The following is an 18,637-nucleotide window of genomic DNA, read 5'->3' on the forward strand; positions in this document are numbered from 1 at the left end:
GAGAGATTCACCATGAGCATGGAATCGGTTGCCTACAACCAGATGTACCGGTCGGCGAATGCGCCCGACACCTCGAGACCGTTCTCCAAGGTGACGGTCCGCCGCATCCTGGTGTTCGCGCGGCCCCTGCGCCGCTTGCTGGTCGGGTTCTTGATCCTCAGCGTGTTCTCGGCCGCGCTCGCGGTGGCGACGCCGGTGCTCGCCGGTCGCGTCGTCGACGCGATCGTGCGGGGCAGCGAGTACCGGACGGTGCTGATTCTTGCGATAATCATCGCGTTCGTGGCTCTGCTGGACGCGGCAAGCGGGTTGACGAATCGCTGGCTGTCGTCCCGAATCGGTGAGAACCTGATCTTCTCGTTGCGCACCAAGGTCTTCGACCACGTACAGAAGATGCCCATCGCGTTCTTCACCCGCACCCGTACCGGCGCGCTGGTCAGCCGGCTCAACAACGACGTCATCGGTGCGCAGCGCGCCTTCAGCGGAACCCTGTCCGGTGTGGTGAGCAACCTGGTCACCCTGCTGCTCACGCTGGTCGTGATGCTCGGGATCTCATGGCAGATAACCCTTCTCGCACTGGTGCTGCTACCGATCTTCGTGATCCCGGCGCGGAACATGGGCAACCGCCTTGCCCGGCTGCAGCGTGAAGCGGCAGGTTACAACGCCACGATGTCGACGCAGATGACCGAGCGGTTCTCGGCGCCCGGTGCCACGCTGATCAAACTGTTCGGCCGGCCTGCGCACGAGTCCGAGGAATTCGCCTCGCGCGCAGATCGGGTACGAGACATCGGTATTCGTACCGCCATGGTGCAGACGGTGTTCGTCACGGCGCTCACCTTGGTGTCCGCACTCGCACTCGCCCTGGTCTACGGACTGGGCGGCTTCTACGCGCTCCGCGGCCAGCTGGACGCGGGTTCCGTTGTGACGCTCTCACTTCTGCTCACACGTCTCTACGCCCCTCTGACAGCGCTGGCGAGCGCGCGGGTGGACGTGATGAGCGCGATCGTCAGTTTCGAGCGTGTCTTCGAGATCCTCGACGTGACACCGCTGATCGTCGACAAGCCGGACGCCCGCACGATTCCCGACGGTCCGGTGGCCGTCGAGTTCGACGACGTCCGCTTCGCCTACCCGTCGGCGGACAAGGTGTCGCTCGCCTCGCTCGAGGACGTCGCAGTTCTGGACTCTCGGGGCGGCGAAGAGGTGCTGCACGGGGTGTCCTTCCGAGCCGAGCCCGGCCACATGGTTGCGCTGGTGGGATCGTCCGGTGCCGGGAAGTCGACCATCGCGCAGTTGGTGTCTCGTCTGTACGACGTCGATTCGGGTGCGGTCCGGTTGGCGGACAACGACGTTCGTGATCTGACCGCCGAGTCGATCCGGGGCGCTGTCGGAATGGTCACGCAGGACGGCCACCTCTTTCACGAAAGCCTCCGTTCCAATCTGACGCTCGCGCGGCCGGACGCGTCGGAGGAGGAGGTGTGGGACGCACTGCGCCGCGCTCGTCTGGCCGACCTGGTCTCCGCACTACCCGACGGCCTCGACACGGTCGTCGGCGAACGCGGGTACCGGTTCTCCGGCGGTGAACGTCAGCGCGTCACCATCGCCCGGCTGCTGTTGTCGCAGCCGCGTGTCGTGGTGCTCGACGAGGCGACGGCGTCACTGGACTCGACATCGGAAGTAGCCGTGCAGGAAGCGCTGGCCGAGGCGCTCGCCGGTCGAACGTCGATCGTCATCGCGCACCGGCTGTCGACGGTCCGAGCGGCGGACACGATTCTGGTGATCGAAGCCGGCGCAGTCGCCGAGCAGGGCACTCATTCGGAACTGCTTGCCCTGGGCGGCCGGTACGCGGAGCTCTATCGAACTCAATTCGACGAGCCGGTCACCGTGAGCGGGTAAGAAGGACCCATGACGATCTCACCGGCAGTCGTGTCGTACGCAATCGGGTTCGCGAGCGGGCTCCGCAGCTCGATGGGAATCGCGACCTATGCGGTGGCGCGGTACGCGGGAACGGACCGCGAGCAGGTGGCGGGCGGAGTTGCGGCGGTCGCCGTACTCGGCGAGGCCGTCGTCGACAAGCTGCCGTCGACCCCGTCCCGCATGGAATTTCCCGGACTCGGTGGTCGCATCGCAGCGGGGGGAGCGGGTGCCTACGCGCTCGCTCGCCGAGACGGCACCGACCGAGTTCAGGCGGCCGTCCTGGGGGCTGCGGGATCGCTGGCCGGCTCGTGGGGCGGTTCCCGCTACCGCGCGTGGGCGTCGACGAAAGCGCCTGCGTTGGCGGGCGCCCTCGCCGAAGACGTTGTGGCGCAGTCGCTCACTGCGTGGGCGTATCAGGCTCGATAGCGCTGTCGATCGGTTTCCTGTCCTTGAAGACAACCCGCACGGGCCAGAACAGCACGTACAGAATCGGAAACAGAACGAAGTGATACCCGATCGACACGACGATCACGGCCACTGCCCAGAACGGCCACACCAGTAGGAAGAACCCCTGGATCAGTTGCTTGATCACCACCGGGTAGCCGTCGCCGAGGGCGAGCAGCATTCGGGGATGCGCCGCACCGACGTCGTCGCGGAATTCACGCCAGGAACCGGGGTTCGTGGACCGGGCGGGCGGCACTGGTTCTTCGGTCACGGATCGAACGGTACGACCGGTGGATTGGATCCACGTTGGACTTTCGCCGTGCCCGGACCTGGCGAATGGTGTACCAATAACCGACAGACGTCGGGTCCAGAACGAGGGGTCGATTGGACTACGCACTGATCGGATCGATGGAAGCTCGGCACCGGGGCACGGTGCTCGATCTCGGGGGACGCAAACAACGCGCGGTACTCGCCGTGCTGCTGCTTGCCCGTGATCGGGTGGTCGAGTTCGACAGAATCGTCGACGACGTCTGGGACGCTGCGCCTCCGCCCAAAGCGATGGCGTCCGTGCGTGCCTATGTTGCGAACCTGCGTCGAATACTCGACACCCCCGGCGAATCCCACCGGCACCGAGTGATCACCTCGGCCGACGGGTACCGCCTGAATCTCGGTTCGGACGCAGCGATTCCCGACACCGTCGACATCGACCTCTTCGATCGGTTCTGTGCGACGGCCCGTGACTCCTGGGTCGCCCGCGATGCCGTCACGGCCGAACGGGCAGCGTCCGACGCCCTGCGACTCTGGCGCGGAACGCCTCTCGTGGACTTCCGCGACCACTCCTTCGCCTACGACGAGGCACAGCGGCTCGAGCAGCTGTACGCGGACACCTTCGAAGTTCGGGTGGACGCGCAGTTGAGTCGGGGTGTCGGCTCATCCGTGATCTCGGAGCTCGAGTCCCGCCTCCGGGTCGACCCGTTGCGCGAGACGTTGTGGGTGCGGTTGATGCTCGCTTTGCATCGGAGCGGCCGGCGGGCCGACGCCTTGATCGCCTTCGACCGCGCCCGCTCCACTCTCGCAACCGAACTCGGTATCGAGCCGGGGGAGGAGTTGGTTCGCACCCACGACGACGTTCGTGGTCGACGGTCGAAGCCCCCGAAGACTACGCACCGCAGCGTCTTCGGGCGTGACGACGAACTGGAGATTCTGCACCGCTCCCTGCGAGACGCGCGCGCCGGTCGCGGCCGAATCGTCGTGATCACCGGTGCCGGAGGGCTCGGGAAAACGGCTCTGGCCTCCGAGATCTCGGCCGACGCACAGGCTGCAGGATTCGCCACAGCGTGGTCGTCGCTGTCCGTCGATGACCGAAAACCGGTGTTGTGGGATTGGACTCGCGTTCTTCGACGGCTAGGGGTCGAAGATTCAGACGCGCCGGACCCACTTTCCCCGTACGCCACGGCGGTGTCCTTACGTGCCGCGATCGGGTCGACGCCCACCGTGATCGTCCTCGATGACTTCCACCTCGCCGATGCCGGTAGCAACGAGGTCCTCGCCCACGTGGAGAAGTGGATCGCCGGCGCGCCGTTGGTCGTGGTGACGACCTGGCTCGACGGGAGTCCCGATCTGCCGCGACGACGAACGCTCGGCGGTTCCGCGCCGCACGAGGGCGATATCGCGGTGTTGCCGCTGACCGGTCTCGACGGCGACGCAGTGGCCGCCCTCGTCCAGCACCTCGGCGGCATCACACCCTCGCCTGACGTCGTCGCCCGAATTCTCGCGCGGACCGGCGGTAACCCGCTGCATGTCCGCGACGCGGTGCGGCTGGGACTCAGCGACAACGGGTCCCCGTTCGTCGACGACGACCGCGCCGAGGCCAATTGACCTCGGCGCGATCGGTATTCGAGTCTCAGACGGTGATGGTCGTCTGCTGATCGATGGTCTGCACTGCCGCGATGAGTAGATCCTGCTGCGATTCCGCACCGTCGATGTTGATCTGCATGACGTACATTCCGTCGGCGGCCGGGATCACCACGGTCTCCTGCGCCGAGAGCAGGCTCATTCCGTCCTGGGTGTAGGTACCGGCGATGTGATACGCGGGAAACCCACCGAGAGTGGACGTTTCGCCGGGGCTGACCTCCACGTAACCCGGAAGGTTCTGCAGTTCGCCGCCGGCGGCGTCGATGAGCTTTTGCGGGTCCACGTTGCCGTCGAGCTTGGACACCAGCGCGATGATGCTCGGCTGATACTGCGCCTCGTCGGTTTCCGGTCCGTTGTAGACGATGGCTCCGTAGGCGTAGTCGGGGGTCGAGTCGCCGGCGTTCTCCCACCCGTCGGGGAACGGAAGGTCGATGACCGGAGCGCCGGGATCACCCATGTGGATGGGGGTTTCGACGATTCCCGCCTCGGCGATGTAGTCGGCGATCGTGTAATTCGGGCCCGCGACGTCGGCCTCGGGCGTCGGGGCCAGCTTGTTCTTGGCGGTGGAGGACGCGGCTGCGGACGTGGTGGTGGAGCTGGACACCGCGGCGGTCGTGGACGTTGCGGTGGCAGTCGAGCTGTCGCTCGAACCGCACGCCCCGACGCCGAAGGCTGCAGCGGTGGCGATCACGGATGCGCACACGACGGTGCGCACGTTCGAACTCTTCATCTTCAGTGTTCTTTCTCTCGAACGACCCGACAATGGTGTAGCCGGAGCGTAGGAACCGAGAATTGGAATTGCATTGGATCGCCGTTCGGGCCGTCTCCAATGTCGTTCCAATCCGCGCCGTTAGCGTCCCCACGTATGAGACGGATCAGAGGACTGCGAACTCTTGCGGCGGCGGCAGCAGCGATGGCCGTGTTGGCTGGGTGCTCGGGAGTCGACACCACGACCGGGTCGGCGAGCGCGACGAGCGGGGCCCCGTCGGACGGCGTCGAGATCGTGGGCGATGCATCCACCGACGTGAACAAGATCGCGATCGCGGCCATTGCGGACCTGCAATCGTATTGGGCCGAGGAGTACCCGCAGATCTACTCCGGCGACTACACGCCTGTCGGTGGCGGCTTCTACGCGGTGGTGCCGTCCTCGGGAGACCTTCCGCCTTGTGCATCGTCACCGGACGACGTCTCCGGCAACGCGTTCTACTGCGCCGACGCCGACAACGTCGCCTGGGACTCCGAAGGACTGTTCCCCGAACTGCAGAGCAAGTTCGGTGACGACGTCATTCCGCTGGTTCTGGCCCACGAGTGGGGGCACGCTGTGCAAGCACGGTCGAACTTCGACGGGATGACCGTGACTCGCGAGATTCAGGCCGACTGTTTCGCCGGTGCGTTCGCGCAGCGCATGCACAGCGGCAACACCAGTTTCGACCTGAGCGACGCGGACCTCGATCTCGCACTCGCCGGCTTTCTCTCCCTGCGCGACACACCGGGCAGCTCGTCGGAGGATCCGTCTGCGCACGGCAGTGGCTTCGATCGAGTGACGTCCTTCCAGACCGGGTTCGGCGGCGGTGCGGAGAGTTGCACGTCGTACGCCGACGGAACCCCCGCGGTTCTGGAACTCCCGTTCACCACGCAGGAGGACGCGGACCGTGCCGGAAACGCACCGCTGCAACAGATCTACGACGGTGTCCCAAAGGACTTGGAAGACTACTGGGCAGCGCTGTGGCCCGAACTGCACGACGGGGAGCCATGGACTCCCCTCGAGAACGGTGTCATCGGGTTCGACCCGGACGACGCTCCTACCTGCGGCGGGTCGTCGACGACGGACTACTCGCTGTTCTACTGCGTCCCCGACGACTACGTCGGTTTCGACGCGGCGGGCGCCATGCCGCAGTTCTACGACCAGGGTGGTGATTTCGCGGTCGCGTCGCTCATTGCCACGCAGTACGGTCTCGCGGCCGAGGCGCGTGAAGGTGACACCGGTGACGAGAAGTCACAGTCGCTGAAGGCCGACTGCTTCGCCGGCGGTTGGACGGCGAGCGTCCTGCTTCAGAACCGTCCGACGAGTGGCTACTCGCTCTCTCCCGGCGATCTGGACGAGGCACTGTCTGCACTCCTGCTCTTCCGCGGATCGGGCGACGTGGACCGGCAGGGAAGCGGGTTCGAGCGGGTCGATGCGTTCAGGTCGGGAGTGATCGACGGAGCGCAGGCCTGTTAGTCGGGCGCTGACGACCCGACGGAACATGACTCAGGGGCACCCTCTCGTCGATGGATCGACTGAAAGTGCCCCTGAGTCAGAACGGAAGTGTCAGCAGTTCGACGGTGCCGGCACTCCGTTGAAGCGGTCCTGCAACCAGTTGAGTGCGACGGGCAGACCGATCACGGCCGCGGACAGGTGATCCGGACTGGGTGTCAGCAGCCGCTGCACCTTGGCGCCGGCCGCGCAGTACCGGTTCAGGGTGTTGTCCACGGAGTCGACCGGGATGAGAGCGTCTGTCGGGCTGTGCCAATCGAAGATCGGCGCCTTGGGAACGCCGGCGTACGTTTCGAGGCTGTTCTCGAGGACGACCGCGCGGCCTTCGACGTCGTCGAAGATCGACTTGTTGTTCGTCAGCTCGTTGGCGCTGTGATTGGTGCCGATCCGGAGAATGTCGTTGGTGCAGGAGTTCGCCATCTCGTTCATCAGCTGAGTGCCGAACGGCGTCAGATTCTCGCTGACCGGCATCTGCTGCGGGTACTCCCGGCCGAAACCGATGGCCGCAGCCAGCGCCAGACCGAAGACCGGATGCGGGTTGTCGGCGCCGAGCATCATCGCCATCTTGAGCAGGTTCATCGGGACACCGCCCTGAGCACTGCCGACGATGTTCAGCTCGGGTGCGTACGACGGCGCGAGAGCCGCAGCCCACGCGCTGGCCATGCCGCCACCGGAGTATCCGGCGATGGCGACGGGGCTGTTGCGGACCTGGAGCGGATCGAAGCGCTGCGCGGCGCGGATTCCGTCGAGGACGATGGTGCCGCCGAGTTTGGCGGCACCGTACGCGCTGTTGGGCCCGAGGTGGTCGGGCATTGCGACGGTCCAACCGCGGGTGAACACCGCGTTCAGCGCTGCCGCATCACGAATGACGACGTCGGGATCGGTGGAGTACAGCGCCTGCGACGGTGCGCACTTCAGTCCGAGGGCGTTCACGATCTGCTGGTACGAGAGCAGCGGACCGTCGGGCGCTTTGCCGATCGGCGCGAAGACCGTGGTGACCGCGACGATCGGATTGCCGAGAGAATTGGTCGAGCGGAACGCCAACTGCCACGTGGTGACGCCGAAGAAGTTCGGCGGGTTCGGCATGGGCCGACTGCGCACGACGTCACCCGGCGCGAAGTTCGCGATGTCCGCGGGCGCCGAGTAGAAGGGATCCGGAAGCGGGGCGACCGGGACTGCGGACGCTCCTGCCGTAGCCGGTACGGACAAGGCCATGAGCGACGCCGCTATCAACGCGACCGACGCTTTCTTCAAAAACCGCACTGTTCCCGCCTTCATCATCCGTCGTCTCACACGGCCGGCCCTCGCCGGATGCAATTCGAACGGGTCTTGCTCGAATGTCGATAAAACAGGAATCCCCCGATCCTGAGAGGAAACCGTATCCAGCGTTCCGATGTCAGGCAACCGAACCGAGAGAACGCTGTGACATTCACTCGAGTGTCGGTGATCTTCCTGATTCTGTAACGATCGGACCCTCAGTTCTCGATGACGACCGACTCCGGCGTTTTGTCCGGCCGCAGACCGCGCCAGCTCGGATGCCGTAGCGAACCACCGTCTGTCCATTCGAAGAAACGAACTTCACCGACATACTGCGGCTGCACCCACGTCGCGTCCCGGCGGTCGGCGGTCGGAAGGGGTGAGGCGAACGGGCTCTCGTCGGTGACGGTGGGTGAGAGCAGCGCCCGGATCTCGGTGAGTTGCTTCTCGGTGAAGCCGGTGCCGACGCGTCCGATGTACCGCAGGCCGTCAGGTTCCGGGATGCCGAGCAGGAGCGATCCGATGCCGCCTCCGCGAGCGCCCTTGCCGGCTCGCCACCCGCCGATCACGACTTCCTGGGTCCGCCAATTCTTGACCTTTATCCACGACTTGCTTCGTCGTCCGATCTCGTAGGTCGAATCCTTTCGTTTGGCGACAATCCCTTCCCATCCGCGTCGTTCGCTTTCGGCGAGGGCGGCGTCGGCGGTACCGGGAAGAATGGTCGAGACCACGATCGACGGCGTCGTTTCGGCCAGAAGTTCCAGCAATGTCCGACGGTCCGTGAACTTCTTTCCCGTCAGGTCGGTGCCGTCGAGGTACAGAAGGTCGAAGGCGATGAAACGGACGTCCTTCGGGCGTGCGTCCTGGAGGAGCCCGAAACTGGTAACACCACCGGTGTTCCAAACGACGGCTTCACCGTCGAGCACCGCGTCGTGTTCACCGAGTTCGCGGGCCAGGGGCGCGATACCGGCGTATCGCTCGGTCAGGTCCTGTCCGGTGCGGCTCTCCATTCGGAGTTCTCCGCCGGTCACGGTGGCAACGACACGGACCCCGTCCCACTTGCCCTCGAAGACCCACTCCCGTTCCGAGAGCCCGGCCGCTTCGCCCGCGGTGGCGAGCATGGGGCGCAGTGACTTCGGGGTCGACGGGTTCTTCTCCGGCGCTTGTTCTTTCATCAGGTGCGCGAGCCATTGGTCACCTTTGGTACGGATGAGCGCGTAGCGCCCGCGGGCGCGACTGCCACTGAGCCGCACGATCACTTCGTCGTCTCGCCACTTCTCGGTCTCGTATGTGCCGTGATCCCACACCGTGACCGAGCCCCCGCCGTACTCCCCGCGCGGGATGGTGCCCTCGAACGTCGCGTATTCGAGTGGGTGATCCTCGGTGTGCACGGCCAACCGGTTGGACTCGACCTCGGTGGGCAAGTTCTTCGGTACCGCCCACGAGACCAGCACGCCGTCTCGCTCCAAGCGGAAGTCGTAGTGCAGGCGCCTCGCGTGGTGTTCCTGGATGACGAAGACAGGTTCCGCGTTCGGGGTCGACGGTGACGTCGGAACAGGTTCGGGAGTTTTTGTGCTGCTTCGCTTTCCGCGATACGGTCCGAGAAGATCACCGTTGGTCGACTCGACGTCGGCGTCGAGTTCCGCCAGGAGATCGCCGTCGCGTGCGAACCTGTCGAGCACGTCGGTGAAGGTCAGTTGAGTCAGTCCGCCGGACTCGATCTCCTCCCACGTCCGAGGCGCTGCGACGGTCGGGTGTGCTCGCCCACGCATGGAGTACGGAGCGATCGTGGTCTTGTTTCCGTTGTTCTGGCTCCAGTCGAGGAAGATCTTCCCCGGTCGTTCCACCTTCGCCATCGACGAGGTGACGAGATCGGGCATCGTGGTTTCCAGGAGTGTCGCAACACGTTTGGCGATGGTCGACGCCCCGGACGTGGTGAGCTGTTTGTCCAACGGAACGTAGAGGTGGATACCCTTGCTGCCACTGGTGACCGGGTAGGCGGTCAGTCCGATGCCGACGATCATGTCCCGCACGGCAAGGGCCACCTCGGCGCACTGATCGAGGTCGACGTCCTCACCGGGGTCGAGGTCGAACACCACGCGGGTGGCCTTGCCGGGGACGTCACCGTCGAAACGCCATTGCGGCACATGCGCTTCGAGTGCGGCCTGTTGACCGAGCCACGCGAGTTCGGCGACGGAGTGGAACACCGGGTAGACCACGACGCGGTCCGAGTGCTGGATTCGGCGGCGGTCGAGCCAGTCCGGCGCGGACGCCGCCAGGTTCTTCTCGAAGAACGCTCCCTGCTCGACGCCGTTGGGCCACCTCTTGCGGGTCACCGGCCGGCCTGCGAGGTGCGGAAGCATGGCGGGTGCGATGGCCGTGTAGTAGTCGATGACCTCCCCCTTGGTGGTCCCGGTCTCCGGGTACAGCACCTTGTCGAGGTTGGTCACCGCGATTTTTCGACCAGCGTGCTCTCGCGTCGCCATGGAGTCAGCCTAGATGGCCGTTTCGGGGCTCTGGGTATTGTCGACGGTAATCATCATTCGAGAGGACCTTTTGTGGCTGGCGTGAACGTGACGGTCGACTCGACCATGACTCCGGACGAGGCGTGGGCCCGTGCCGCGGATCTGGCGTCGTTCGGTGAGTGGATGACGATATTCGGTGGCTGGCGCAGTGAGATTCCGACCACATTGAGCGAAGGCACTCAGGTCGATTCGCTGATCAAGGTCAAGGGTTTCCGCAACATCATCTCGTGGACCATCACCCAGTACGACAAGCCGCACGAAATCTCGCTTCTCGGAAAAGGCAAGGGCGGCATCAGGATCAGCCTCGACATGAAGGTGGGCGAGCACGAGAGCGGTTCACGTTTCTCCCTCGCCGCGGACTTCCACGGTGGCCTTCTCTCGGGCCCGGTCGGGTCGGTCGTCGCCAAGGTGCTCGAGGGTGACGTGAAGCGGTCGGTGACGAACCTCGCCAAACTGGGTTAGCCGGGCCGGCCGGGGTCCGTCTTGCGCAGCCACCAGAGCGCGGCGATCGGCAGTACCACCGGGATGAAGACGTACCCGGATCCGAAGTGCGACCACACCGTCGCGTCGGGGAATTCCTGCGGCACGACGTAGCTGGCGATGCTGACGGCGATGACTCCGACGAGCTCGACGATGCACGACACCGTCGCCACCTTGCGCGAGACGACGGACGCCGTGGCCAGGCACACCGTGCCGACGATGTAGACCACCGCGGCGAACGCCGACAGCAGGTACGCGACGGGCGCGACGGAGAACTGGGTCCCGATCTGCACGGCAGACCGCGACACGGCGGCGAGCGAGAAGATCGCGTAGACGGCGATGAGGATGCGGCCGGGGCCGGATCGGGTGGTTTCCTTCAGATCAGGCATATCCGTCCCAGATGTTCGTCAGGCGCAGCACCATCGCCGCGAGAGTCAGGTTCGCCACGATCAGGACTCCGGTTCCGCCGCGGCTGCGGTCGCCGAGCGCCCACCAGGTCCCGACGGGGACGATGAACAACAGGCCGACGAGGTACGCGCTGAAGGTCAGTCGGTGGATGTCGCGGTCGCCGGCGAACATCGCGGCGAACCCGATGACGGCTTGCGCCACCACCACGATTTCGATGACGACGATCAGTCGGAACAGCCACTGATCGGATGCCGTCTTCAACAGGAAGGGCTTGTTCCCGACCAGCTTGACCAGCGCCCACACCGCTGCGACGAGGGTGAGTGCGTAGAGCGCGACGGTGACGGGGGTGAACATCGGTTCCAGCCTATCGGGTGTTGCCGGGACGTTACGGCGGTGAGGTTTACGAAACGCGGCATTGTTCCGGTGGTGACCATTCGGTCATCGACTCCGCATGTACTTGGTGCACACCGGAAGCGAGGCGACCGGGGAGAACCAGTGAACCAGCAGGAGGAACTCGTGTCCGAGATCGACCAGACCATTGCCGAGAATATCAAGACTTCGCTCGCCGAGATCCCCCATCCCTCGCTTCCGAAGGGATCGAACATCTACGGCAGCACCAAGATCTTCCCGGACTACAAGGCCGAGAACGGTGAGTCGTACTTCACGCTCGTACACGGAATCGCCCACGAGTCGTCGGTCAGCTTCGTTGCCGTACTGCAGGCGACTCGTGCGCTGCGCAAGGGGTTCGAGTCGGCAATGTACTTCTACGGGCCGGGCGCTATCAATTGCCTTGCCACTCGCGGTTTTCCGACAACGGGCGATTCGGCCTTTCCGGGCGAACAGAACATCAACGATTCTCTCGCGACGTTCATCGCCGAGGGGGGCACGGTCTTCTGCTGCCGTTTCGGTCTGTCCCTGCACGGCGGGCGTGAAGAAGACCTGATCGAGGGTGTCATTCCCTCGCATCCCCTGGACGTGCAGGACGCGCTGATCCATTACGCGCGCAAGGGCGCGATCATCAACTCGACCTACAACCTCTAAGGCCGAGAAGTGTCTGTCACCACGCGTGTGGACCTGGCGTTGCTCGGAGTACGAGGAACGCCACCGGTCAACAGAACGGGCGGCGCCGGGCCCAGCGACGACGGGCACCTGACCATCGACGGCATCGGTGCCGCCGTACCCCGAAACCCGTTGAGTCCCTACGTTCTCGACGGCAACCGTGTTCTCTTCGACGGCGAGGACACGGGTCTGGACATCGCGGCCATCGACCGGCCGAAGTTCTACGACCTGCACACGAGCGACGGCGTGTCGTACGAGAAGATCGCAAAGCTGCACGGCCGCAACGTACTTGCCACCACGGTGGTCCAGACGTGCATCCGGTACGACGAATCGCAGCGCTGCCGCTTCTGCTCGATCGAGGAGTCTCTGCGGGCCGGAGCCACGGTGGCGGTGAAGAAGCCGGCGCAACTCGCCGAAGTGGCGGAGGCCGCGTTCCGGCTCGACGGTGTGACGCACATGGTGATGACCACCGGCACGTCGGCCGCCAAGGATCGAGGCGCGACGCACCTGGCGCGGTGCGTCCGAGCCGTGCGTGCGGCGGTCCCCGACCTGCCCATCCAAGTGCAGTGCGAACCGCCGGGCGACCTGTCCACCATCACCGAGCTGTTCGAGGCCGGCGCGGCATCGATCGGCATTCACGTCGAATCGCTCGACGACGACGTGCGCCGGAAGTGGATGCCGGGCAAGGCATCGGTGACGATGGCCGAGTATCGCGCCGCGTGGGCCGAAGCCGTCCGCGTCTTCGGCCGCAACCAGGTCTCGACCTATCTGCTGGTCGGGCTCGGTGAGGACCCTGACGAACTGGTCGAGGGCGCCAGGGACCTCATCGAGATGGGTGTGTACCCGTTCGTGGTGCCGTTTCGGCCGCACGCCGGAACCCTCGCCGTCGACGTCGACGGCGCCGTACCCCCGCGGGCGGACGTGCTCGAGGACGTCACGCGCCGGGTGGCGAAGGAGCTGGAGACGGCGGGCATGCGAGGCGCCGATCAGAAGGCCGGATGCGCAGCATGCGGTGCGTGCAGCGTGCTGCAGAACGCGGGGGGCTGAGTGTTGCGCACCGACCTGTCCATTCTCACCGGGCATCGCTCCGACGTCGATGCTCCGCCGTTCCTCATCCATCCGACCGAGCGCACCGGTGAGCTTGCCGACTACCGCCTGCTCCGGCACGACGCGTTCGTCTCCGAACAGGGCCTCTTCGCGGGCTCGGATCGGGACGACGTCGACGACGACCCGCGCCTGGTCGTGCTCGTCGCCACCGCGGACGACGGTACGGTCCTCGGCGGAGTTCGGCTGGCGCCGTGCACATCCGACGATCTCGGGTGGTGGGCGGGAAGCCGACTCGTCGTCGCGACCGAGGGGCGATCGCACGGGGTCGGTCCCGCGCTCGTGCGCGCTGCCTGCGCCTACGCCGAAACCCGCGGCGTGCTCAGGTTCGAGGCGACGGTGCAGACACGGTACGAGCGCATGTTCTCGGCGCTGGGGTGGCAACGCACCGGGGACGCCGTCGTCGGGGGAACTCCGCACGTTGCGATGAGATGGCCCATCGACCGGATCGAAAAACTCGTCGGCGCCACCAAGGCGTTGCTCTCGGACGTCCTGGCGCCGCTGCGATCGCAGCCACTGGGACTGGGAACGAGAGGCTTTCGAGGAGACGACGGCGTCCCTGTGCCGGGAAGCGACATCATCGCCGCGTGCGACGCCATCGTCCCGTCGATGGTCGAACGAGACCCGGAGTGGGCAGGGTGGTGCGCGGTGCTGGTCAATCTGAACGACCTGTCCGCGATGGGCGCCACGGCCGTCGGGATGTTGGACGCCGTCGGGGCGCCGACCACGTCGCAGTTGACCCGCATCGTGCGCGGACTCGCCAGGGCGAGCGAAGCCTGGGGAGTCCCCGTTCTCGGCGGTCACACCCAGGCGGGTGTGCCCTCGTCGTTGTCCGTCACCGCACTCGGCCGCACCGACGCGCCGGTACGGGCCGGAGGCGGAACCGTCGGGGACCGGGTGTGGCTGACCGCGGACATCGACGGTTCTTGGCGGCCCGGATACCATGGGCAGCAGTGGGATTCGACGTCACGCCGCACCTCGGCCGAGCTGGCGTCGATGGCCTCGTTCGTCGCGCGGGCGCAGCCCACGGCAGCGAAGGACGTCAGCATGGCCGGCTTCGTCGGCACGACGGGCATGCTCGCCGAAGCAAGCGGAACCGGCGCCGAGATCAGCGTCGCGGACATACCGCGTCCCGCGGGAGTCGCTGTGGGCGAATGGATCACGTGCTTCCCGGGCTTCGCCATGATCACCACGGACGCACAGGATCGGCAGCTTCCGGACGCCGGTCCCGCGACGTCGGCAGCGTGCGGGCGCCTGACGGCCGAGCCCGGGGTCACGCTGAAGTGGCCCGACGGCGTGGTCACCCGCGCGGTGCGTGCGGGTGTCACGGGACTCGGAGAGGCATGACGGGCAGGCCGGAGGCCGGTCGAGGTACGAACGAGCGGGAAGGCCGGAGGCCGGTCGAGGTACGAACGAGCGAAGCGAGAGGACGATTCTGTGCCCGAGATGACGTTCACCGTGCGGTGGCCGGACGGCACCACCCCGCGCTACTACTCACCGTCCCTGGTGATGCACGATCACCTGACCGCCGGCTCTCGGTACGCGGTGCCGGAGTTCGTCGACCGCAGCCGGTCCGCCCTCACCGAGGCCAGCGATCGGGTGCGCGCCAGGTACGGATTCGCCTGCACCTCCGCCGCGGCCACATTGGAGGAAATCATCGATGCCGCAGCAGGATTCGATTCGGGTTCGGTCGAGATCCTTGCGATGACCGGTACCGACGTGGTCGAACGAGAGAGATCGAGCCGGCAATAACCCGACACGCTAGGCTGACTCGATGACGCCGACCCGAGTCGCTGCCCTCGCAGCACATTTCGGCAGAGACGTCGACCGCGCGGTCTCGAAGATCGTCGGCATCATCGAGGGCGCCCATCGCGACGGCATCGAGTTGCTGGTGCTGCCCGACGCGTCGCTCGGGGGATACATCGGCGACCTCAGGGCGCCCGACATGGACGAACTGCCCCCGGCAATCGATCCGGACGGGCCCGAGATCGGGGCCATCGTCGCGGCTGCCGGGCCGATGACCGTGTGCGTCGGGTACACCGAGGCGGCCGAGAACGGTCTGCACTTCAACTCGGCGGTGTGTGTCACGGGTGACGGCATTCTCGGCCGACACCGCAAGGTGCACCAACCGGCCGGCGAGTCCCTGGCCTACGCGGCGGGCGACCGTTTCGATGCGTTCGATACTCCGGTGGGACGCATGGGCATGCTGATCGACTACGACAAGACCTTTCCCGAGGCCGCGCGAACCTTGGCGCTGGACGGCGCACGCGTCATCGCGGCGCTGTCCGCTTGGCCCGCGAGCGTGACCGACCGCGCGTCTCGGTTGCCGAACGACCGGCAGTCGCGGTTGTTCGATCTCTACGACGCGGCGCGGGCGGCGGAGAATCAGGTGGTGCTTGTCTCGTCGAACCAGACCGGGGTGATGGGATCACTGCGGTTTCTCGGACAGGCAAAGGTGGTGGGCCCGGGCGGGGAGGTGCTCTCGAAGACGTGGGCCAAAGGCGGACTCGCAGTGTGCGACATCGACATCGGTGCCGAGGTCGACCGTGCCCGACGAGTCCTGCGTCATCTCGACGAGATGCGTATGGACGCCTACCGGATTGGAAAGGATTAGGACTGTGCGTGTCTCGTTGCTGACGTACTCGACCAAGCCGCGCGGCGGCGTGGTGCACACGGTGGAACTCGCCGAGGCCCTCGCCCGCGCCGGCTGCGACGTCACGCTGTGGTCACTGGCACGCGGTGGCGACGAAGGGTTCTATCGCGCAGTCGATCCCGCGGTGACCGTGCGACTCGTTCCGTTCCCGTCGATCGAGGACGAGACGGTCAGTGATCGCATTCTGCGGTCCATCTCCGTCATGGCTGCCGCGTTCGACCGATCGGGTGCCGATGTGGTGCACGCGCAGGACTGCATCACGGCAAATGCTGTGGGAGAGTGCATTCGGACGATTCATCATCTCGAGCATTTCACCACCCCCGCACTCGCGGAATGTCACGAGAAGGCGATCGTGCAGCCCTACGCTCGGATCTGTGTGTCCCGCGCGGTCGCCGACGAGGTGCGTGCAGGATGGGGGTACGAGCCGACGGTGATACCGAACGGCGTCGACGCGAAGAGATTCGTCGCCGGTGCACGGTCCCCACTGGTCGATCGGTGGCGCACGCGATTCGGGAGATACGTTCTTGCGGTCGGTGGTATCGAGCCCCGCAAGGGAAGCCTGGATCTGCTCGAATCCTATGCGCTGCTGCAGAAACGACTACCGGAGGTCTCCCTGGTGTTCGCGGGAGGTGAGACGTTGTTCGACTACCGCGGCTACCGAGAAGAGTTCGACGCGCGGCTGGCCGAACTGGCCGTGACACCGAGTGTGCTCGGCACCGTCGACAACGACGACTTGCCGTCTCTCGTCGCCGGGGCGTCCGCGTTCGCCTTCCTCTCGACCAAGGAGGGGTTCGGTCTCGCCGCGATGGAGGCTCTCGCGGCGGGCACTCCCGTCGTCACGCGTGACCTTCCGGTGTTCCACGAAGTGTTCGGCGAGACGGTGCAGTACGCGTCGACTCACGAGGAGACGGCAGACCGACTTGCCGACGCGCTGACCGGTCCGAGTCATCGGCGCGACGCGGGTGTCGCGCTCGCGTCGTCGCTCAGCTGGGACGACGCCGCGGACAAGCATCTGGAGTTCTACGCCACCGCTCGTTAGGCGGGGTTACCGTCACACCACGGGCTCGATGTGACCTGCTTCTCACCTCGGGTAGTATGTAAAGACATACATACATGGATTGAGTACCTGGACGGCGTCGGCCCCTCCTGTCAACGCCGTCGCGGGCACCTTGTCCTTCGCGACGACGCAAAGGAAATCGCATGACACGGACCACCGGCTCCTCCGGAGTGGAACTACCCCCTGACACGCGGGGACCACACTCGCATCGACTCGGCGTCATCGCCGTGATCGCCACCTTCGGCGGACTGCTCTTCGGCTACGACACCGGCGTGATCAACGGTGCACTCGAGCCCCTCAAAGCCGACCTCGGCCTGACCTCCTTCACCGAAGGCTTCGTCGTCAGCATCCTGATCTTCGGTGCTGCCATCGGCGCTCTCGTCGGCGGGCGATTGTCGGACAAGTACGGGCGCCGCCACAACATCCTCGTGCTCGCCCTCGTCTTCATGGTCGGCACCCTCGGCTGCGTCCTGGCGCCGTCGTGGGAGATCCTCGCGGTGTTCCGATTCGTCCTGGGTCTCGCCGTCGGCGGCGCGTCCGCGACGGTTCCCGTCTACCTCTCCGAGATCGCCCCCGTCGAGCGACGTGGCAGCTTGGTCACCCGGAACGAGGTCATGATCGTCAGCGGCCAGTTCGCCGCGTTCGTCGTCAACGCGATCATCTTCAACATCTGGGGACAGCACGACATCGTGTGGCGCTTCATGCTGCTCGTCGCGGTACTGCCGGCCATCGTCCTGTTCGTCGGCATGCTCCGGATGCCGGAGAGCCCCCGATGGCTGCTCTCTCAGGGCCGGGAGGACGAGGCGCTCGCGGTGCTGAAGCAGGTGCGCTCTCCGGAACGCGCCGAAGCGGAGATGGCCGAGGTGCGGGCGCTGGCCGACGAGGAGAAGTTGTCGCAGACCGGCGGTGCGGCGGACCTGTCCGTGCGCTGGATCCGTCGGCTCATCTTCATCGGCGTCGGTCTGGGAGTCTTCCAGCAGTTCACCGGCATCAACTCCGTGATGTACTACGGAACGCAGCTGCTCGGCGATGCCGGGTTCTCCTCCAGCGCAGCCATTCTGGCCAACATCCTCAACGGGCTGTTCAGCGTCCTCGGTATCACGGTCGGTCTCTTCCTCATGAACCGTGTCGACCGCCGCACGATGCTGCTGGGCGGGTTCGCGCTCACGACAACCTTCCACATCCTCGTCGGGCTGTCTGCGCTCCTGCTTCCGGACGGCACCGCGAAGGCGTACTTCATTCTGGTGTTCGTGGTCTTGTTCGTCTTCTCGATGCAGGGAACCATCGGGCCGCTGGTGTGGCTGATGCTCGCCGAGATCTTCCCCCTCAAAATCCGCAGTTTCGCCATCGGCGTCTGCGTCTTCGCGCTGTGGATCGCCAACGCGGTTGTGGCCCTTGCATTCCCGCCGGTGGTCAACGCACTCGGCATCGCCCCGACGTTCTTCATCTTCGCGGCGCTCGGAATACTGGCCCTGATCTTCGTCAAGACACAGGTACCGGAGACACGCGGTCAATCCCTCGAGAAGCTGGAAGAGCGATTCCGCAAGGAATACGCATGACATCGACCC

At 65.7% G+C, this 18,637-nt stretch carries 18 protein-coding genes; 12 read left to right on the top strand and 6 right to left on the bottom strand.

Translation table 11 applies throughout. From position 1 onward, the window contains the following. Positions 1–12: 12 nt before the first annotated feature. Together IEW02_RS01525 and IEW02_RS01530 are read left to right on the top strand one after the other, a co-directional pair. Positions 13–1,890 carry an ABC transporter ATP-binding protein gene (locus IEW02_RS01525; protein WP_188542946.1) on the top strand — a complete coding sequence of 626 codons (1,878 nt, stop codon included), beginning with the start codon at positions 13–15 and terminating at the stop codon, positions 1,888–1,890. Between the two features lie 9 nt (positions 1,891–1,899). After that, complete coding sequence (locus IEW02_RS01530) at positions 1,900–2,337, top strand: hypothetical protein (RefSeq protein WP_188542947.1); 438 nt, start codon at positions 1,900–1,902, stop codon at positions 2,335–2,337. Here IEW02_RS01530 and IEW02_RS01535 read toward each other — a convergent pair. Beyond that, positions 2,309–2,626: a hypothetical protein gene (locus IEW02_RS01535; RefSeq protein WP_188542948.1), complete on the bottom strand. Its 318-nt coding sequence runs from the start codon at positions 2,624–2,626 to the stop codon at positions 2,309–2,311. The genes IEW02_RS01530 and IEW02_RS01535 overlap by 29 nt on opposite strands. A 113-nt stretch (positions 2,627–2,739) precedes the next feature. Here IEW02_RS01535 and IEW02_RS01540 point away from each other — a divergent pair, with 113 nt between their 5' ends. Next, the gene (locus tag IEW02_RS01540) at positions 2,740–4,233 is read left to right on the top strand and encodes an AfsR/SARP family transcriptional regulator (RefSeq protein WP_188542949.1); all 1,494 of its coding nucleotides are present in this window, start codon (positions 2,740–2,742) and stop codon (positions 4,231–4,233) included. A gap of 25 nt (positions 4,234–4,258) precedes the next feature. Here IEW02_RS01540 and lpqN read toward each other — a convergent pair whose 3' ends face one another. Then, positions 4,259–4,999 (bottom strand): envelope biogenesis lipoprotein LpqN, encoded by a 741-nt coding sequence (gene lpqN / locus IEW02_RS01545; RefSeq protein ID WP_188542950.1) that lies wholly within the window; start codon positions 4,997–4,999, stop codon positions 4,259–4,261. A 135-nt stretch (positions 5,000–5,134) separates the two neighbouring features. On the opposite strand from lpqN, the gene IEW02_RS01550 reads away from it, so the two are divergent. Next, positions 5,135–6,490 (top strand): neutral zinc metallopeptidase, encoded by a 1,356-nt coding sequence (locus IEW02_RS01550; protein WP_188542951.1) that lies wholly within the window; start codon positions 5,135–5,137, stop codon positions 6,488–6,490. A 90-nt stretch (positions 6,491–6,580) separates the two neighbouring features. Here the strand turns inward: IEW02_RS01550 and IEW02_RS01555 are convergent, their stop codons facing one another. Continuing rightward, on the bottom strand, positions 6,581–7,807 hold the full coding sequence (locus IEW02_RS01555; protein WP_371829915.1) for a lipase family protein: 1,227 nt from the start codon (positions 7,805–7,807) through the stop codon (positions 6,581–6,583). Positions 7,808–8,001: 194 nt separating this feature from the next. Continuing rightward, a complete protein-coding gene (locus IEW02_RS01560) occupies positions 8,002–10,269 on the bottom strand; it encodes an ATP-dependent DNA ligase (RefSeq protein WP_188542953.1) in 2,268 nt (755 codons plus the stop codon). A gap of 72 nt (positions 10,270–10,341) precedes the next feature. Between IEW02_RS01560 and IEW02_RS01565 the strand changes: the two genes are divergently transcribed. Continuing rightward, entirely contained in the window at positions 10,342–10,770 is a 429-nt protein-coding gene (locus IEW02_RS01565; protein WP_188542954.1) for a type II toxin-antitoxin system Rv0910 family toxin, read from the top strand. Here IEW02_RS01565 and IEW02_RS01570 read toward each other — a convergent pair. Both IEW02_RS01570 and IEW02_RS01575 read right to left on the bottom strand, forming a co-directional pair. Continuing rightward, positions 10,767–11,177, bottom strand: coding sequence for a hypothetical protein (locus tag IEW02_RS01570; RefSeq protein WP_188542955.1), 411 nt, complete (start codon positions 11,175–11,177; stop codon positions 10,767–10,769). The two genes, IEW02_RS01565 and IEW02_RS01570, sit on opposite strands and share 4 nt — an antisense overlap. Beyond that, complete coding sequence (locus IEW02_RS01575; protein WP_188542956.1) at positions 11,170–11,550, bottom strand: hypothetical protein; 381 nt, start codon at positions 11,548–11,550, stop codon at positions 11,170–11,172. Before IEW02_RS01575 ends, IEW02_RS01570 begins: the two co-directional genes overlap by 8 nt. A 141-nt stretch (positions 11,551–11,691) precedes the next feature. On the opposite strand from IEW02_RS01575, the gene IEW02_RS01580 reads away from it, so the two are divergent. The 7 genes from IEW02_RS01580 to IEW02_RS01610 all read left to right on the top strand — a co-directional run bounded on the left by IEW02_RS01580 (position 11,692) and on the right by IEW02_RS01610 (position 18,628). After that, positions 11,692–12,237, top strand: coding sequence for an MSMEG_0572/Sll0783 family nitrogen starvation response protein (locus IEW02_RS01580; RefSeq protein WP_371829899.1), 546 nt, complete (start codon positions 11,692–11,694; stop codon positions 12,235–12,237). 9 nt (positions 12,238–12,246) lie between these two features. Further along, on the top strand, positions 12,247–13,302 hold the full coding sequence (locus IEW02_RS01585) for an MSMEG_0568 family radical SAM protein (protein ID WP_188542957.1): 1,056 nt from the start codon (positions 12,247–12,249) through the stop codon (positions 13,300–13,302). Beyond that, positions 13,303–14,706, top strand: coding sequence for an MSMEG_0567/sll0787 family protein (locus IEW02_RS01590; RefSeq protein ID WP_188542958.1), 1,404 nt, complete (start codon positions 13,303–13,305; stop codon positions 14,704–14,706). A 90-nt stretch (positions 14,707–14,796) separates the two neighbouring features. After that, a complete protein-coding gene (locus IEW02_RS01595; protein WP_188542959.1) occupies positions 14,797–15,111 on the top strand; it encodes an MSMEG_0570 family nitrogen starvation response protein in 315 nt (104 codons plus the stop codon). Positions 15,112–15,133: 22 nt separating this feature from the next. After that, positions 15,134–15,973, top strand: a complete 840-nt coding sequence (locus IEW02_RS01600; protein ID WP_188542960.1) for a carbon-nitrogen hydrolase family protein — start codon at positions 15,134–15,136, stop codon at positions 15,971–15,973. A gap of 4 nt (positions 15,974–15,977) precedes the next feature. Continuing rightward, positions 15,978–17,051 carry an MSMEG_0565 family glycosyltransferase gene (locus tag IEW02_RS01605; RefSeq protein ID WP_188542961.1) on the top strand — a complete coding sequence of 358 codons (1,074 nt, stop codon included), beginning with the start codon at positions 15,978–15,980 and terminating at the stop codon, positions 17,049–17,051. A 161-nt stretch (positions 17,052–17,212) separates the two neighbouring features. Beyond that, on the top strand, positions 17,213–18,628 hold the full coding sequence (locus tag IEW02_RS01610) for a sugar porter family MFS transporter (protein WP_188542962.1): 1,416 nt from the start codon (positions 17,213–17,215) through the stop codon (positions 18,626–18,628). The last annotated feature ends 9 nt before the right edge of the window (positions 18,629–18,637 follow it).

Origin of the sequence: Rhodococcoides trifolii, from assembly GCF_014635345.1 — a bacterium.
Lineage (GTDB): Bacteria > Actinomycetota > Actinomycetes > Mycobacteriales > Mycobacteriaceae > Rhodococcoides > Rhodococcoides trifolii.

What these genes read in the sequence shown, in the direction of transcription:
- IEW02_RS01525 (WP_188542946.1), top strand. Translation starts at nt 13, where the DNA reads ATGAGCATGGAATCGGTTGCCTACAACCAGATGTACCGGTCGGCGAAT.
- IEW02_RS01530 (WP_188542947.1), top strand. Translation starts at nt 1,900, where the DNA reads ATGACGATCTCACCGGCAGTCGTGTCGTACGCAATCGGGTTCGCGAGC.
- lpqN (WP_188542950.1), bottom strand. Translation starts at nt 4,999, where the DNA reads ATGAAGAGTTCGAACGTGCGCACCGTCGTGTGCGCATCCGTGATCGCC.
- IEW02_RS01550 (WP_188542951.1), top strand. Translation starts at nt 5,135, where the DNA reads ATGAGACGGATCAGAGGACTGCGAACTCTTGCGGCGGCGGCAGCAGCG.
- IEW02_RS01555 (WP_371829915.1), bottom strand. Translation starts at nt 7,807, where the DNA reads ATGATGAAGGCGGGAACAGTGCGGTTTTTGAAGAAAGCGTCGGTCGCG.
- IEW02_RS01560 (WP_188542953.1), bottom strand. Translation starts at nt 10,269, where the DNA reads ATGGCGACGCGAGAGCACGCTGGTCGAAAAATCGCGGTGACCAACCTC.
- IEW02_RS01570 (WP_188542955.1), bottom strand. Translation starts at nt 11,177, where the DNA reads ATGCCTGATCTGAAGGAAACCACCCGATCCGGCCCCGGCCGCATCCTC.
- IEW02_RS01575 (WP_188542956.1), bottom strand. Translation starts at nt 11,550, where the DNA reads ATGTTCACCCCCGTCACCGTCGCGCTCTACGCACTCACCCTCGTCGCA.
- IEW02_RS01600 (WP_188542960.1), top strand. Translation starts at nt 15,134, where the DNA reads ATGACGCCGACCCGAGTCGCTGCCCTCGCAGCACATTTCGGCAGAGAC.
- IEW02_RS01610 (WP_188542962.1), top strand. Translation starts at nt 17,213, where the DNA reads ATGACACGGACCACCGGCTCCTCCGGAGTGGAACTACCCCCTGACACG.